The organism is Pseudovibrio sp. Ad37 (assembly GCF_001623075.1).
In the GTDB taxonomy this organism is placed as follows: domain Bacteria; phylum Pseudomonadota; class Alphaproteobacteria; order Rhizobiales; family Stappiaceae; genus Pseudovibrio.
In genome coordinates this window covers 30,378-45,428 of record NZ_LMCF01000024.1, presented here as the reverse complement: position 1 = coordinate 45,428, position 15,051 = coordinate 30,378, and the positions used below count along the sequence as shown (strand labels likewise).

Below are 15,051 nucleotides of genomic sequence, written 5' to 3'. Positions count from 1 at the left end.
GATGAAAGCTAAAGTTCTTATGGCGGCTTCTGACTCCGCTTCCCACATGACGGCAAGTTTGTTTGCATTGCTGGCCTTGTCATTCATGTTCGTCGCTACCTTTGTGCAGAACAGTCAGGCCATCGAAATCCAAGAGGTTAAAAGCCCAGAAGGTATCACAGCCTGGTTGGTGGAAGACTATACTGTTCCGATCATCGCGCTGAACTTTGCGTTTGCAGGTGGTAGTTCTCAGGATCCAGATGCCAAACTGGGTGTGACCAACCTCTTGAGCACCATGCTTGATGAAGGGGCTGGTGATCTGGATTCTCAGGCCTTTCAGGGACGCCTTGAAGATTTGACTATGAGTCTGTCCTTCAGTTCTGGCCGTGACTTCTTCTATGGGTCCTTCCAGAGCTTGCAGGCCAATAAAGATCACACCTTCGAGATGCTTCGTCTGGCTGTGAATGAGCCACGTTTTGACAATGAACCGCTTGAGCGAATGAAAGCACAGACGGTCTCTGGCATTCGTCGCAGCCTAAAGCGCCCAGATGCTTTGGCTGGTCTGAATTTGTCCAAGACCATCTTCCCGGATCACCCTTATGGCCGCCCAAGCCGAGGAACAGAGAATACGGTTGCCAAGCTGACTTCTGATGATTTGAAAACACAGCGTGCAAAGATCTTTGCAAAAGGCTCTTTGAAGATCGGCGTTGTGGGAGCCATTAGTGCTGATGAGCTGGCCAGCGTTCTGGACAAAGTCTTTGCTGATTTGCCTGAAAACGGTGATCTGGTTACCATTCCCAATGTGGAGCCTGTGACAGACAAAGCTGTTCACGTTGACTTTGAGAGCCCACAGACTTCCATTCAGTTTGCTCTGCCGGGTTATGAGCGTCATGATCCGAAATTCATGTCTGCCTTCGTCATGAACCACATTTTGGGTGGTGGCTCATTCTCCTCATGGCTCTATGATGAAATCCGTGAGCAGCGTGGCCTGGCTTATTCTGTTGGTTCTTATCTGGTTCCTTACAAGCATGCAGCGCTGCTGATGGGGTCTACCGGCACACGTTCAGACAAAGCCGGTGAAGCGATTGATATCATCAAAAAGCAGATGGTGCGGATGGCGCAGACTGGTCCTACGCCGGCAGAACTTGAAGAAGCTAAGTCCTATCTGACCGGTAATTATGCGCTTAACTTTGACAGCTCCAGCAGCATTGCCCGTCAGCTGACAGGCATTCAGACGCAGGAGTTGGGCATCGATTACATCGACAAGCGCAATGAGATGGTTGAAGCAGTGACACTGGAAGGTGTTCGCGAGGTTGCTCAAGACATGTTTGATGGCATTGAGCCAACCTTTGTTACGGTTGGCAAACCACTGAACTAACCTTCATTCAAAACAAGAAAAACAAGCAGGCGAGTTGATGAAAATCAGCTCGCCTCTTTCTTTAGCGAGCGTGGGTTTGGCGCGCCTTGCAGAACGTCTGCACGGACTGGACGTGGCGGTGAGAACAGGAAGCCCTGTGCACAGCGGATGTCCATTTCCAGAAGCTCCAGCACAGCGCCTTCGCTCTCCACGTGATCCACGATCAGCTCAATGCCATAGCGTTGCAGCAAACTGCCAAAATCAGCCGGATGGATGTTGCTTTTGGCCAGATCATCTTCATGCAACAACAGGCGCGATGCGTGCAGCTTTGCAAAGCGGAATCCGCGATCAGCCAGAGCGCGGAAGTCCATGCGCAGATCGGTGATGCGGTCTACAGAGAACCGGAAGCCTAGCTCAGCCAGAGCAGCGAGGCTCTCATACTCAATCGCGCTCATGACGGCGACATCAGCCTGCGAGAATTCGAAGATCAACAGATCTGAGTATGTGTCGTTGGCGCGCACGAACTCCAGAAAGCCCGGGAAGAAGTTTTCATCCATGAGCGTGCTTGGAGACAGGTTACAGAACAAACCTGCTTCTCTGTTGCGGGTTGCCAGACGCTTCAGGATCTGAAGGGAACGGAACAACAAAATGTTGTCGATCGCTGGCATTTGGCCGGTGCGGTCCGCTTCCTGAAGGAACTCGATTGGCTCCAGCGTGTCGCCATTGGCTTTGCGCAGACGCGTCAGGGCTTCGTAATAGCGAACACGGCGCTGTGGCAATGTCACGATTGGCTGGAGGTAAAGGTCCACCCTGCCCGCTTCGATGCTTGCGCGAATTTCTTCTGCCAGAGCGGCATTGGGATGGTGCATGCGCGGAGCTGCCGGGCGCTTCATCTCTGGTGCGCGCGTCTCAGCAAACGGTTCCTGCACTGCAGCCATCGGTTGACTTGCTGCCATCGGCTGGCCTGCTGCGCTCGCAAATGCAGCAGCTGCCTGACTGGCCAGATCAACAGATGGTTCTCTCACCGCTGCCTGCGGAGCGGCCAGGCGCTGAGCTGGTTGAGGCTGAAGCTGTGCCTGCTTGGTGCGCTGGTCCTCGATGGCAATGCCCTGATCCTCGATCCGGGTTTCCATGTCAGCCATGGCTTCGGCCATCTGCTTCACCAGAGAACCGATTACCTCCACTTCAGCAAACAGCGGGTCGATCTCTTCCCGTGTGCGACGCGGAATGTTGTGCTCGACGCCAGTGAGGCGGCCTTCGAGGTTCCCGACATCATCATCGATGACTGCAATCCGCTCTTCCAAGCGATTGACAGCCTCAGATACCGCGGATTTTTCCTGAGAGCGGGTCAACATGAAATGGATGAAGATCATGGTGCACATCGCCGTGAAGGCAACGGTGATGGCCTCGCCAACCGGACGCGCAAAAAGGTAGACCATCACAGTGCCACAAGAGGCCGCAATGGCTGAAATAGAAAACAAAATGGAAATGTTCGCCAAGCGCGTCATATCCTCAAGAGTACCTGTTGGTCCGAATCACAAAATACATACCTGAATTTTGCCGTATTTACCGAGGTCGTTCGAACCCTATACCCATTATATTTCTATATAAAACCCGCGTTGTCCCCGCAAGAATGACAATAGAGCTACATATATCATCAGCGCATACGATTTTCGTCACAATCCCGAGCTGAACTTCGGCGCGCGATTCTGGCGAACAATGATGTTTATCGGGTAAGAAAGTTGCTCGAAGCGTTCTGCGTGAAAGAAATTAACTGCATAATGCAATCAACCTCGAAAACGAAAAGGGTTTGTTTACCCTGTTTGCACAAACTCAGGGTGTCGAATGATTTTCGACCTGATGTATTGATTTTTGAGGTTGCCTGCCAATGGGATCCCCCAAAGCTACCAATAGGTTTTTGAACGCCTGTGTCGTCGACACTAATCGTGCAGAGGCTCGTAAAACCAGTAGTGCTTTGTCGAAGCATGTTACCAGCGGACAACCTGCGCATGTTCTTGCGAGCAAAGAACATGCTGTCGCCTTTTTGCGACATACCCCAATCAATATCGTTATTGTCGATCTTGAATGCATCGGTGGGGAAGCCGAGCTTTCCGAGATTGTCGCTGCTGCGCCGCGCGCGGTTATGATTGCGGTCAGTGCCAAGGGGTCTGTGAGCCGTGCCATGAATGCCATGCGCAATGGCGCCCATGACTTTTTGACCAAACCCTACACAAACGAAATGCTTTTGGAGAAACTTGAAGCACATCTGGGTGTCTTCAAGAGAGCGGCACCCTCTCCTTCCCTTTCAGCCGCGACTGGCTCTGAGGCGATTGTCTCCAGCGACACGTCTGGAACAGCTGCTCAGTTTGAAGGGTTTGTTGGTGCTTCCAACCGCATGCAAAGCGTTTATGCGCAGATCAACCGGATGGCCACATCCAGTGCGCCAGCCTTCATTACCGGGGAATCAGGTACAGGCAAGGAATTGTGTGCACAGGCGCTGCACGCCAGATCTGCACGCAAAGGCGGGCCTTTTGTCGCAATCAACTGTGGAGCGATTCCGGCCAATCTGATGGAGTCCGAGATCTTCGGTCATGCACGCGGTGCCTTTACCGGAGCAGATGAAGCCAGAGCTGGTGCAGCAGAGCTTGCCGATGGGGGAACTTTGTTCCTTGATGAGATCGGTGAAATGGAACTCTGCCTGCAGAGCAAGCTTTTGCGTTTCCTTCAGACCGGCTCCATTCAACGGGTTGGAGAGCATAAACCACGCTCGCTGGATCTGCGCGTTATTTGCGCAACCAACAGAGACCCGAAAACAGAGATCACTGCTGGTCGCTTCCGTGAGGACCTGTTCTATCGTCTCCACGTGCTGCCGATCCGACTGCCCGCTCTTCGGGAGCGCCGCGAGGACATACCGTCCCTCGCTCAAACATTCCTGAAGAAGTATGCAGCAGAAGAAAATCGCAGATTTCAGCGTTTTTCGACCTATGCAGAGGCTCTTTTACTGCAGCACAGCTGGCCGGGTAACGTGCGCGAACTGGAGAATGTCATTCGCCAGCTTGTGGTCATGAATGATGGTGATGAAGTCACTGAACTCATGCTCTCTCCTTTGTTGCGTGACCAGGCTGTTCCTGTTCTTTCCGAGATTGCCTTCAGCGCAAGCGAGCCTATGCCTTCCATGGGGCGGTCTATCGAACCGTTGTGGTTTCAGGAAAAGCAGATTATCGAGACCACGCTTGAAACTTTTGACGGCAACATTGCCCTTGCAGCTGCCGCCTTGGAAATCAGCCCCTCGACCATCTACCGAAAGAAGCAATCCTGGGCTGAACGGGCCGGTGCCTGATCAATTGCGTGGTAATTGCTTAACCATCGCATGAGGAATGTCTTCGTGACGCATGTCTAAGCTGCCTCAACAAATGGGGCAGTATTGTCTCCCTTAGATTTAAGAGCTATACCACCGCCAAGAATCAGGTGAGTGCCGCAGATATTGTGTTCTGCTGGCTCTAGGGGGCTAACAATGCCATTTACAGTGAGAGGGATGTCAGCTTACGCAAAAGCTGCAGCCTGTTCTATTTTTGCGGTTGCTTTGTTGGGTAGCGCTGCATCTGCTGAAGACAAGAGTGCGCCGAGCGCTGGCTTTAAAGCTGCTCAGGACGCCTACACCATTGCCTGGCAGCAGCAGCCACTCGCTTTTACGGCAGCAAAATTCATCGCACTACCAGCTGAGAGTTATGGGGCTTACACACCTCTGGAGACGGCAGAGTTCCAGAGCGGTGATCCATTGACCGTTTATGCTGAGCCTGTTGGCTTCTCTTACAAAGAGATGGGCAGCACATATGCGATTGATCTGAGCGTTGATTTTGAACTGCGCAACACCACTGGTCAGGTGCTTGCTTCTCAGGACGGGTTTACCGCCCTGCACTCTGTAAGCTTCAACCAAATCCGCGAGTATCAGACATCTTTGAGCTTCAACCTTAAAGGGCTGCAAGCTGGAGACTATGTGCTGAAGGTGCAGTTTAACGACGAGAACTCGGAAAAGTCCGGCAGCTTTGAACTTCCGTTTTCCATGAAGGACGCGCCTCTTCAGAATTAGAGCATGTTGCGTTCATATGCATTCACGCACCAAGCTCTAACTCTTTAATTTTGCGCGTATTCTTATCCAAAAACCGGAACCACTTTTCGGGAACACGCTCTAAGACCTGAAAGCTTCCTGTTAAAGTTCAAAAGCTGGCTTTAATCTTAAAGCCGGCTTTTCTTTTGCGCTGATTCCAGAAAATCCCGTGCAGGCAGCACAGACAGTCCATTCGTCTAGGGTGAGTTGAGACTGTACCCAAATTGCCCCCAATTTCTCGCAGTATTCCTATAATTTTTGCGCTCCAGAATATTTTTTTGCTGCTCTCTCCTTGACTATACCAGAGGGTGAAACTACATCATTTCACGGTTGTTAGCACTCTGCCTTTGGGAGTGCTAATCACTGTGGGCCCGCAAGGTTTCACCCACTCTCAAAGTTTTTAACCTTCGCGTCCGGGCGTTGCCTAAAAGGGGCGCTCGCGTATGAGAGGAAGAGCCAATTATGAAGTTTCGTCCGCTACACGACCGTGTTGTCGTTCGCCGCATTGAGTCTGAAGAAAAAACAGCTGGTGGCATCATCATTCCTGACACTGCAAAAGAAAAGCCACAGGAAGGCGAAGTTATCGCTGTTGGCGCTGGCGCACGTAAGGACAACGGTGAGCTGATCGCTATCGACGTTAAAGCTGGTGACCGCGTTCTGTTCGGCAAATGGTCCGGTACTGAAGTTAAGATCGACGGTGAAGACCTGCTGATCATGAAGGAATCCGACATCATGGGTATCCTGGCTTAATTCCAGGCCATTGTTGAGACCCTACGATCCCTTCTGTTATTCAAGAATTTAAGTGAGACAAAACCATGGCTGCTAAAGAAGTCAAATTCGGCTCCGATGCCCGCGACAAGATGCTTAAAGGCGTCGACATCCTTGCAAACGCTGTAAAAGTTACCCTCGGCCCTAAAGGTCGTAACGTTGTTCTGGATAAAGCATTCGGCGCACCACGCATCACCAAAGATGGTGTTTCTGTTGCGAAGGAAATCGAACTTGAAGACAAGTTCGAAAACATGGGCGCACAGATGGTGCGTGAAGTTGCTTCCAAAACCAACGACATTGCTGGTGACGGTACAACAACTGCGACTGTTCTGGCGCAGGCTATCGTTAAAGAAGGTGCAAAGTTCGTTGCTGCTGGCATGAACCCAATGGACCTGAAGCGCGGCGTTGACATGGCAACTGCTGCTGCTGTTGCAGACCTGACTTCCCGTTCCAAGTCTATCTCTTCTACTGACGAAGTTGCACAGGTTGGCACTATCTCTGCTAACGGCGACACTCAGATCGGTGAAGACATTGCTGAAGCAATGCAGCGCGTTGGCAACGAAGGTGTTATCACCGTTGAAGAAGCTAAGTCTCTTGAGACCGAGCTTGAAGTTGTTGAAGGTATGCAGTTCGACCGCGGTTACCTTTCTCCATACTTCGTCACCAACGCTGAAAAGATGATTGCTGACCTGGAAAAGCCACTTATTCTCCTTCACGAGAAAAAGCTTTCCAACCTGCAGCCAATGCTTCCAATCCTTGAAAGCGCTGTTCAGTCTTCCCGCCCACTCATCATCATCGCTGAAGATGTTGAAGGTGAAGCATTGGCAACTCTCGTAGTGAACAAACTGCGTGGTGGCCTGAAGATTGCTGCTGTTAAGGCTCCTGGCTTCGGCGACCGTCGTAAAGCAATGCTCGAAGACATCGCTATCCTGACTGGCGGTACCGTGATCTCTGACGATCTCGGCATCAAGCTGGAAAACGTAACCATCGACATGCTCGGCACTGCTGACAAGGTGAACATCACCAAGGAAACCACTACCATTGTTGATGGTGCTGGCGAAAAAGCTGACATCGAAGCACGCGTTTCCCAGATCAAAGCCCAGATTGAAGAAACTTCTTCTGACTACGACCGCGAGAAGCTGCAGGAACGTCTTGCTAAGCTTGCTGGCGGTGTTGCAGTTATCCGCGTTGGTGGTGCAACCGAAGTAGAAGTTAAAGAGAAAAAAGACCGCATCGACGATGCTCTGAACGCAACACGCGCTGCTGTTGAAGAAGGTATCGTACCAGGTGGTGGTTGTGCTCTTCTTCGTGCAAAAGCTGCTGTTGAGAAAGTATCTTCCGATAACGTTGACATTGAAGCTGGTATCAAGATCGTTCTGCGCGCTCTTGAAGCTCCGCTTCGCCAGATCTCTGAAAACTCTGGTGTTGAAGGTTCCATCGTTGTTGGCAAAATCCAGGACAACATTGCGGATGAGACCTTCGGCTTCAATGCTCAGACCGAAGAATACGTCAACATGATTGAAGCTGGCATCATCGATCCAACTAAGGTTGTTCGTACTGCTCTTCAGGATGCTGCATCTGTAGCTGGTCTGCTGATCACTACTGAGGCAATGGTTGCTGAACTGCCTAAGAAAGACTCCGGCCCAGCAATGCCTCCAATGGACGGCGGCATGGGCGGCATGGGCGGCATGGGCTTCTAAGCCAAGCCAACCAACGCTTAAACGAATTAGGGCATCCTTCGGGGTGCCCTTTTTTGCATTGTCACAAACAGCTTCAGCTAGGAAATAACAACTCATGAGTGAACTAAAGCAAAAACATCATGATATTTGGCAAGCAGTCAAAGACCAGATGTCTGACACTAAACTGCCGATTAAACTGAGAAATAATGTTCCTGACGGTAGTTACTACGACATCAAATTTGGCATCCCGAACGCCTATCTGAGTCTCCATTACCTGGATGAAGAAAACTGCGCGAAAGTTATGATCAACTTTCGGAATGAGCCCGGCGAGGCCTACTTCAAAGAACTGCTACGCCAAAAAGAACATGTAGAGACAGAAATCGGCGCATCCCTTGATTGGGACCCTGCTGAACATGCCCGATATTGCAGCATCGTGTTATGGAAGAGAGATGTTGATCTTGGCACCAACACAACAATGCCAGAGCTTGCAGATTGGTATGTAACCTGGCTCGGAAACTTCCATATGGCACTCTTCCCTCTACTATCTGCCATTCCCAAATAGCAATCGAAATGAAAGCACCTGAAATGGTGCTCTTATTTTTTGCATTACGCTTCAATTTGCTCGAGTTTTAAACTCTCACCCTGATCTACCAATCTGCTTCAGCTGACAATCGGAAGAGTCTTATATGAAAAATCGCGTGGCTATGGTTTTTGGTTCAACAGGCCTGATTGGTTCTGAGGTGGTTCGGCGGTTGCTTGCCAGTGAGGCGTATGGCGAAGTTCATACCGTTGCTCGCAAAGAGCTGAGTATTGAGAATGATAAGCTTCATGTGCACCTGACCGATTTCAGCGATCTTTCCTCCCTTCAACTACCAACAAACGTGACGGATGTGTTTTGCTGTCTGGGCACCACGCAGAAGAAAGCTGGCTCAAAAGAAGCGTTTTACGCGATTGACTTCCAGCTAGCCTTCGATCTTGCCGGTTGGCTCGTGAGGCTCGTGAGGCTCGTGCGGAGCAGTTTCTCATGGTTTCTTCGATTGGTGCAGCGGCGGGCAGTTCCAACTACTATCTGAAGGTCAAAGGGGAGCTTGAAGAGGCGGTTCGTGGGTTATCTTATCCTTGCACAAAAGTGTTCCGACCGTCTTTGTTGCTTGGTGAGCGTCAGGAACAACGCTTTGCGGAAGGGCTAGCTGGATCGGTACTGCCACACCTTTCGTTTCTCTTCCAAGGCCCTTTGCGGAAGTATCGTCCAATCGAGGGCACAGCAGTTGCACGTGCGTTGGTTGCCGGGGCCCTTGAAGGTGGGAATGGATTTCGCGTTCTGGAAGGTGACGAGATTGCAAAGTTGGCCGGCTGAGCGAAAACTCTTACCCGCGCTCCTCACTCCACCCCATGCGAACCCTGTGTCAATGTCAACGGGGCCTCTCGGGGGTGCCTTTTTTTGCCTTGCAGAAAAGAACACATCGACCTAGTGCTGAATTAAGCGCGAAGTTTTACGTTTCAAACTGTTTCCAATACACGCACTAAGCAAGCTAATTTATGATCAATCATTATAAACCGAGTGAAATAATCTCGATCCCGCATATAAGCATTGCAAGAGCCATTTCAAATAATTGGTTCATTGCTCTCATGAACTTCTTTGGGTTCTATTGTCTCGCTCAATTTCCAGAAGTTTTTCAGTTGGACTTCGGGCGTATAAGTGAAGAAGCACCAAAAATAGCGATAGCCCTTCTAATACTAGCCGTGATTGATGCTCTCTTTCTTTACTTTAGCATCACCCGGATCATGCATAGAAGACAACCGTTTCTGCTCATCGACAACAGCCAAATTATTATAAACAGCCTAGTTTCTTCCAGACATAGAATTACTTTACCTATGGATGAGATTAAAAGAATCTGTTTTGGTAAGGTGAGCTTCGTTGCACAAGGCATTACCACAAGAAAAAACGCAGTCGGCATTGAAAAGAAACCCAGCGACAATTTCAAACTCACACCACTTGAAGAATACAACTTGAGTCAACATGGGTTTCATATTGTTATTTTAGAAGATAATCTTGAGTTTGACGCCAAGCACTTAGCAGACCTTATAGCAGAACGTGCAAGTTTGCCTGTTTTACCTATTCTGGAAAAGTAGCAGAAAATCGCCTTTCGCCGTCAGAACTCACCACCTAATGCGCAATTTGAGTTATAAATCTTATCCCCCTCTCCCTAACACACTCCATACTAATCTCATGTCCACGTACACGGGCAGCTGGCGGAGCGACCGTCAGTGTGGCGTGGGCTGGGCGGGGCTACCGGGAGACATAACGCATTCTCCGGCGGGTCCGTTGAAACACCCCTTGAAAGTCTTTAGTGCAGGGACCAAGCGGAAGCTGGTCACCCGATGGGCGTCTACACTGGCAGCTGCTGCTGTCAGGGACAAGTCAAACTGTCCTTTACAGCAACTGCCCTGACTGTGAGATTCGAAGCAAAGCCTTGTGTTTTGTGAGGCCTCACGTTGATGGGTAGGCACCTGCTCCCAATGCCTTTCGGTGGAGACCTTGTTTCATACAAAAACGCCCGGGCGAGGCGACAGTCAATGCCGAAGAAACTAACTTATATAAAATGCGCAGGTATTGCCTGCTCGCCTTGCCCCTCCCGTTTCTCGGGATTTTAGCTTCACCACTGCATGAGAAGTCATGCGGTGCTTTTAGTGCTTGCGGTTTTACTCGCCAGCAACTGGCCTCTCAGCTGTCTTGCTGTCCCCTTTGTGGAACAGCTCGTAGATATCCTCCAGAGAGACACCTTTGGTCTCTGGTGCGCGGCGGATGGCGTAGACGGTTCCGATGCAACAGCATATGGCGAAGAACAGGAAGATCTCGGTGATCGTGAAGAGCTGGTTCAATTTGGGGAAACCGAACACAACAAGGAATGTGAAGACCCAGTTGACAGTTACCGCCACAACCATGCCTTTGGCCCTCAGGTAATTGGGGAACACCTCTGACATGTAGACCCATGGCAGCGGCCCCATGGAGAGGGAATAGGAGATTACGTAGAGGCAAAGACCTGAGACGGACAAAGCCGTGCCAATCCCGTCCCCCATGAGAAAACCTCCCACAATCAGGAACTGAGAGAGTGCGCAGGCGGGCAATCCGTAGACCATCAGGGGTCTGCGGCCAACACGATCAATGAGAAGCAAACTGGCAGCTGCGGCCAGAGCGAGTGCTGCACCAAGACCGACCGTTGCAGATAAGCGGCTTGCTTCCTCAGAAAAGCCCAGGTCACCGAAGAGCTCCGGTGCGTAGAGGATGACGGCATTGATGCCGCTGAGTTGCTGAAACAGGAAGGTGAAGACGCAGAAACTGGTGATAGGCCGGTTTCGTGGATTGATGAGGTCCAGCCAGCCTCCCTTTTGGTCTGCGACTTCGGCGAGATCTTGTTCAATCCGCTTCACATTGCCTTTGACCCATGCCTCAGATCGGGTTGGTTCGATCTTTTCAAAGACGGCCTCAGCCTCTGCTGAGCGCTTTGCCATGACAAGCCAGCGCGGGCTTTCAGGGGCACTCCAGATTCCAAAGAGCAGAAACGCTGCAGGGATTGCGGAAAGGAGGAACATGAACTGCCAGCGATTGATGGCTTCTGCGCTGTAGCCGAGATCAAGTGTGATCAGATTGGAGAGGTAGCCAATCAAGACACCAAAGGAGATCATAAACTGGAACGCGCCAAGCATACGGCCTCTGATCTTGCGCGGTGCAATTTCGGAGACATATTGGGGGCCTGCCATTGAGGACAGGCCAATCCCCATTCCGATGAGAGAACGAGCAAATGTGAGGATGAAAAGGTCTTGCGCAACACTGGATAAGACAGCCCCGGTGATAAAGAACAGGGCTGCAATGATGACCGTTGATCGTCTGCCAAATCTGTCGCTGAGATAGGCGCTCAGGTAGGCTCCGATCAAACCGCCGATGGACAAGGATGCGACCAGAAGCCCTCCCCAATACGCAGAGAATTCAAACTCTGCTTTGATGGGCTCATAAGCGCCAGCGATGACGCCTTCGTTGTAGCCATAGAGCAAACCACAAAGTACGGCGATACATGCCAGGAGGATAATCATGCGCAATCCCTTTAAAGACCAAGGGAAAGTATAGGCGGAGGTCTCTAACCAACCGGAAGACACACAGCCCTGAATTGAGCTGTTTTTCGCAAGACCCCAATAATGTTTGATCATATGCGGGAAAGACAACATGGATAGTTTCGGTGTCTCCATGATGATCCGGTGGCTTAAATTGCACCTGTTAGGAATTATAGCATTGAGCTTTTCGCGGCCTTAGTCTTCAATTAAGCTTCCCGTCACATGATCAGCGCAAGACCTTCCGAAGCGCTTCAACCTTTGCCAACCAGGATTTGCCATGATTGCTCTTCAGGATTTTCCCGCAGCTCGTTTTGACGAGTTTCAGATCATTTCCGTCTCTGAATACGCCCAGGATCTGATGGATAATCGCAGTATGGAAGAACAGGCCGCGTTGAAAAAGGCCGAGGACGGCTTGTTAAAGGCCTTTCCTGAGGGAAAAAGCAACGAACACAACAAGCTGCTTAGCATCGTCAACAAGACGAAGGCTGGCGAAGTGGAAGTTGGTTTTCTCTGGTACTCCCTTCAGGATGATGCGTCTGCCTTCATCATGGATTTTCTGGTTTACTCAGAACATCGGGGCAAGGGGTATGCTTCCAAAGCTCTTGAAGCATTGAAGGCGACGTTCAAGAAAGATGGCCTGACGCGCATTGGTCTTCGTGTCGCTCCTGACAATCACGGCGCCATACGCACCTACTACAAGGCTGGCTTTAACGTGACCGGATGGAACATGTCCTGCGAGTTTTAGTTTGCAGAGCACGCTCTCAGTGATTGACGTTTTGTTGAAGTGACTTCATTTCCGTTGTGGGCGGACGGCTGCTAAGGTTTTGGCAATTCCAATGCATGACCTGATTTAAGGATCTGAGATGATTGCACGCAAAGCTGCAAAAGCCCTTGCCGTTCTTCCTTTGCTTTATGCTGTGAGCCAGCCTGCGCAAGCTGCTGAGACCGAAACCGCAATTTTTGCTGGTGGTTGCTTCTGGTGTATCGAATCTGACTTTGACAAGATCGAAGGCGTTCTTGAGACCACATCCGGCTATACAGGTGGCCGCAGTGCAAACCCGACCTACAAGCAGGTTTCTGCTGGTGGCACAGGTCATATCGAAGCGTTGGAAGTGAAGTTTGATCCGGCCAAGGTGTCTTATGAAGAGCTGCTGACAGCTTTCTGGCATTCTGTTGATCCAACAGATGCTGGTGGTCAGTTTTGTGATCGTGGTGAGAGCTATCAGACAACCATCTTTGCAACCTCCCCTGCGCAGCTGAAAGCGGCAAAGGCCTCTAAGAAAGCGCTTGGAAAATCAGGTGAGGTCAACCGCCCGATTGTAACACCAATCCGCACTGCAGCGCCGTTTTATGATGCAGAAGATTATCATCAGAACTACTACGAGAAGAACCCGATCCGCTACAAGTTCTACCGCTACCGCTGTGGCCGTGATCAACGCGTCAAACAGGTCTGGGGTCCAAATGCTTACAAAGGTATCCCCGGAGAGCACTAAGGGCTTAGTATAGAACTTAAGAAGGCCAGAGGCATTGCTCTGGTCTTTTCTTTTAGGTGTATTGCTGCACGTCGGGAAAGCTCCCTACTCTTCGTAGTACATGCGATAGATACCGCCGGCAGAGTCATCTGAGATCAATAATGACCCGTCGCCAAGTTCGACCACATCAACCGGGCGGCCCAGATAATCGCCGCTGGCATCAATCCAGCCCGTGGCGACAATGCTTGGTGCTCCAGCTTCCTCTTTCTCGTTGATGGGCACAAACACTACGCGTGCGCCAATTGGCACTGAGCGGTCCCATGAACCGTGCTGTGCGATGAAGACGCCGCCCTTGTATTCTTCAGGGAACATATCGCCCTGATAGAACGTCATGCCCAAACTTGCGGCATGGGCGTCCAGCTCAACTTCCGGGTTCACCACACCACTTGGGACAGGCTCATCAATATAGTGAGGAGTACGGACCGTTCCACCGCCATACCATGGGAAGCCGTAGTTCTTGCCCGGCTCGGTGCCTTTGTTCAGCTCCTCAGGCGGGATGTCATCTCCCATGCCATCCACCTGATTGTCGGTAAACCAGAGATTGCCGGAGTTTGGATGAAACTCCAATCCTACGGAGTTTCTGATCCCGGTCGCGTAGACCTGACGATCCATACCATCTGCGGTGATGGAGATAATGCCGCCAATGCCGAGGCTGTCATAGAGTTTTAGCTTCATCTTGGGCGGGACATTGTAAGGCTGTCCGAGCGAGATATAGATGCGGCCATCCGGGCCCTGATCACACACACGGGAGGAGTGATTATAGCTTTCTTCAGAGGGAGGGATAAGCATACCCTTGCCGACTAGCACCTTCACCGCAGGCTTGCCCTGCTCTTTGTTTTCCAATGCCTTCGGAAAACTCAGGACACGGTTTTGCTCTGCAAGGACCAACGAGCCATCTTTTGTGAAGCACACACCATTGGGGATGATGAAGGACTGATCTGGAGCGAATTGGCGAACTTCCGCAGCTTTCTTGCCCTCTTTATCCGGAGTAACGACCCAGACTCTGTCCGTAGTCGTCCCTACAAAGACAGTTTTGCCATCAGCTGCGACTGCCATATGGCGGGCGTCAGGAACGGCAGCGTAAGGTTCGATATGGAAGCCTTTGGGCATGACCACAACTTTAGTGTTGCGAGCCAGAGTTTTCTGCTCTTCAGAGACCTGCTCCACAAACTCCGTTTTGACACCATCGACCATTTTGGTGGTCGTTGCTGCCAGAGATGTGGTTAGCAGCAAGGCGTAGGCGCACCCTGTCAGGACTCCAAAGAGAACGGGCTTTGTGGTGCACATCGTTTTTTCCTTCCTGAAGGGCCTAGAAATTTGACTGAGAAAATTGATCGGAATATTTGGAATGCTCTGCCTTTTTGAGCTGCCACTATGCGCTCATTCAAAGTCTGAGGAGAATACTCAGATATGACGGGAATTCAGTTTATAGAACCACAAAAATTGAAGATATTCACTTAGCGGAAGTTGCGTTTTGTGGTGCTAGAATACGACATGACGTAAATTTGAAAGTGTGGA

The 15,051-nt window shown here is 50.8% G+C and carries 14 protein-coding genes; 11 read left to right on the top strand and 3 right to left on the bottom strand.

The genetic code is table 11. The features are described from left to right. The first annotated feature begins 1 nt into the window (after position 1). Entirely contained in the window at positions 2–1,357 is a 1,356-nt protein-coding gene (locus PsAD37_RS06560; RefSeq protein WP_063295468.1) for a pitrilysin family protein, read from the top strand. Between the two features lie 44 nt (positions 1,358–1,401). On the opposite strand, the gene PsAD37_RS06555 is transcribed toward PsAD37_RS06560, so the two are convergent. Next, complete coding sequence (locus PsAD37_RS06555) at positions 1,402–2,844, bottom strand: EAL domain-containing protein (protein WP_063295467.1); 1,443 nt, start codon at positions 2,842–2,844, stop codon at positions 1,402–1,404. 380 nt (positions 2,845–3,224) lie between these two features. Between PsAD37_RS06555 and PsAD37_RS06550 the strand changes: the two genes are divergently transcribed. From PsAD37_RS06550 to PsAD37_RS06515, 8 genes are all read left to right on the top strand, one after another. Continuing rightward, entirely contained in the window at positions 3,225–4,676 is a 1,452-nt protein-coding gene (locus PsAD37_RS06550) for a sigma-54 dependent transcriptional regulator (RefSeq protein ID WP_063295466.1), read from the top strand. 174 nt (positions 4,677–4,850) lie between these two features. Then, a complete protein-coding gene (locus tag PsAD37_RS06545) occupies positions 4,851–5,426 on the top strand; it encodes a hypothetical protein (RefSeq protein WP_063295465.1) in 576 nt (191 codons plus the stop codon). Between the two features lie 480 nt (positions 5,427–5,906). Next, complete coding sequence (gene groES / locus PsAD37_RS06540) at positions 5,907–6,194, top strand: co-chaperone GroES (RefSeq protein WP_057464068.1); 288 nt, start codon at positions 5,907–5,909, stop codon at positions 6,192–6,194. Between the two features lie 65 nt (positions 6,195–6,259). Beyond that, positions 6,260–7,912, top strand: a complete 1,653-nt coding sequence (gene groL, locus PsAD37_RS06535; RefSeq protein ID WP_063295464.1) for a chaperonin GroEL — start codon at positions 6,260–6,262, stop codon at positions 7,910–7,912. A gap of 94 nt (positions 7,913–8,006) precedes the next feature. After that, a complete protein-coding gene (locus PsAD37_RS06530; protein ID WP_057464070.1) occupies positions 8,007–8,453 on the top strand; it encodes a DUF4268 domain-containing protein in 447 nt (148 codons plus the stop codon). A gap of 124 nt (positions 8,454–8,577) precedes the next feature. Further along, entirely contained in the window at positions 8,578–8,964 is a 387-nt protein-coding gene (locus PsAD37_RS06525; protein ID WP_063295463.1) for an NAD-dependent epimerase/dehydratase family protein, read from the top strand. Then, positions 8,916–9,248 (top strand): hypothetical protein, encoded by a 333-nt coding sequence (locus tag PsAD37_RS06520; protein ID WP_063295462.1) that lies wholly within the window; start codon positions 8,916–8,918, stop codon positions 9,246–9,248. Before PsAD37_RS06525 ends, PsAD37_RS06520 begins: the two co-directional genes overlap by 49 nt. Before the next feature lie 182 nt (positions 9,249–9,430). Continuing rightward, positions 9,431–10,024, top strand: coding sequence for a hypothetical protein (locus PsAD37_RS06515; RefSeq protein ID WP_063295461.1), 594 nt, complete (start codon positions 9,431–9,433; stop codon positions 10,022–10,024). Positions 10,025–10,594: 570 nt separating this feature from the next. Here the strand turns inward: PsAD37_RS06515 and PsAD37_RS06510 are convergent. Continuing rightward, positions 10,595–11,983, bottom strand: coding sequence for a sugar porter family MFS transporter (locus PsAD37_RS06510; protein ID WP_057463844.1), 1,389 nt, complete (start codon positions 11,981–11,983; stop codon positions 10,595–10,597). A 295-nt stretch (positions 11,984–12,278) separates the two neighbouring features. On the opposite strand from PsAD37_RS06510, the gene PsAD37_RS06505 reads away from it, so the two are divergent. Together PsAD37_RS06505 and msrA are read left to right on the top strand one after the other, a co-directional pair. After that, complete coding sequence (locus PsAD37_RS06505; RefSeq protein WP_063295460.1) at positions 12,279–12,746, top strand: GNAT family N-acetyltransferase; 468 nt, start codon at positions 12,279–12,281, stop codon at positions 12,744–12,746. A 118-nt stretch (positions 12,747–12,864) separates the two neighbouring features. Next, on the top strand, positions 12,865–13,494 hold the full coding sequence (gene msrA, locus PsAD37_RS06500) for a peptide-methionine (S)-S-oxide reductase MsrA (RefSeq protein WP_057463732.1): 630 nt from the start codon (positions 12,865–12,867) through the stop codon (positions 13,492–13,494). An 84-nt stretch (positions 13,495–13,578) separates the two neighbouring features. On the opposite strand, the gene PsAD37_RS06495 is transcribed toward msrA, so the two are convergent. Next, a complete protein-coding gene (locus tag PsAD37_RS06495; RefSeq protein WP_063295459.1) occupies positions 13,579–14,820 on the bottom strand; it encodes a sorbosone dehydrogenase family protein in 1,242 nt (413 codons plus the stop codon). Positions 14,821–15,051: the final 231 nt, after the last annotated feature.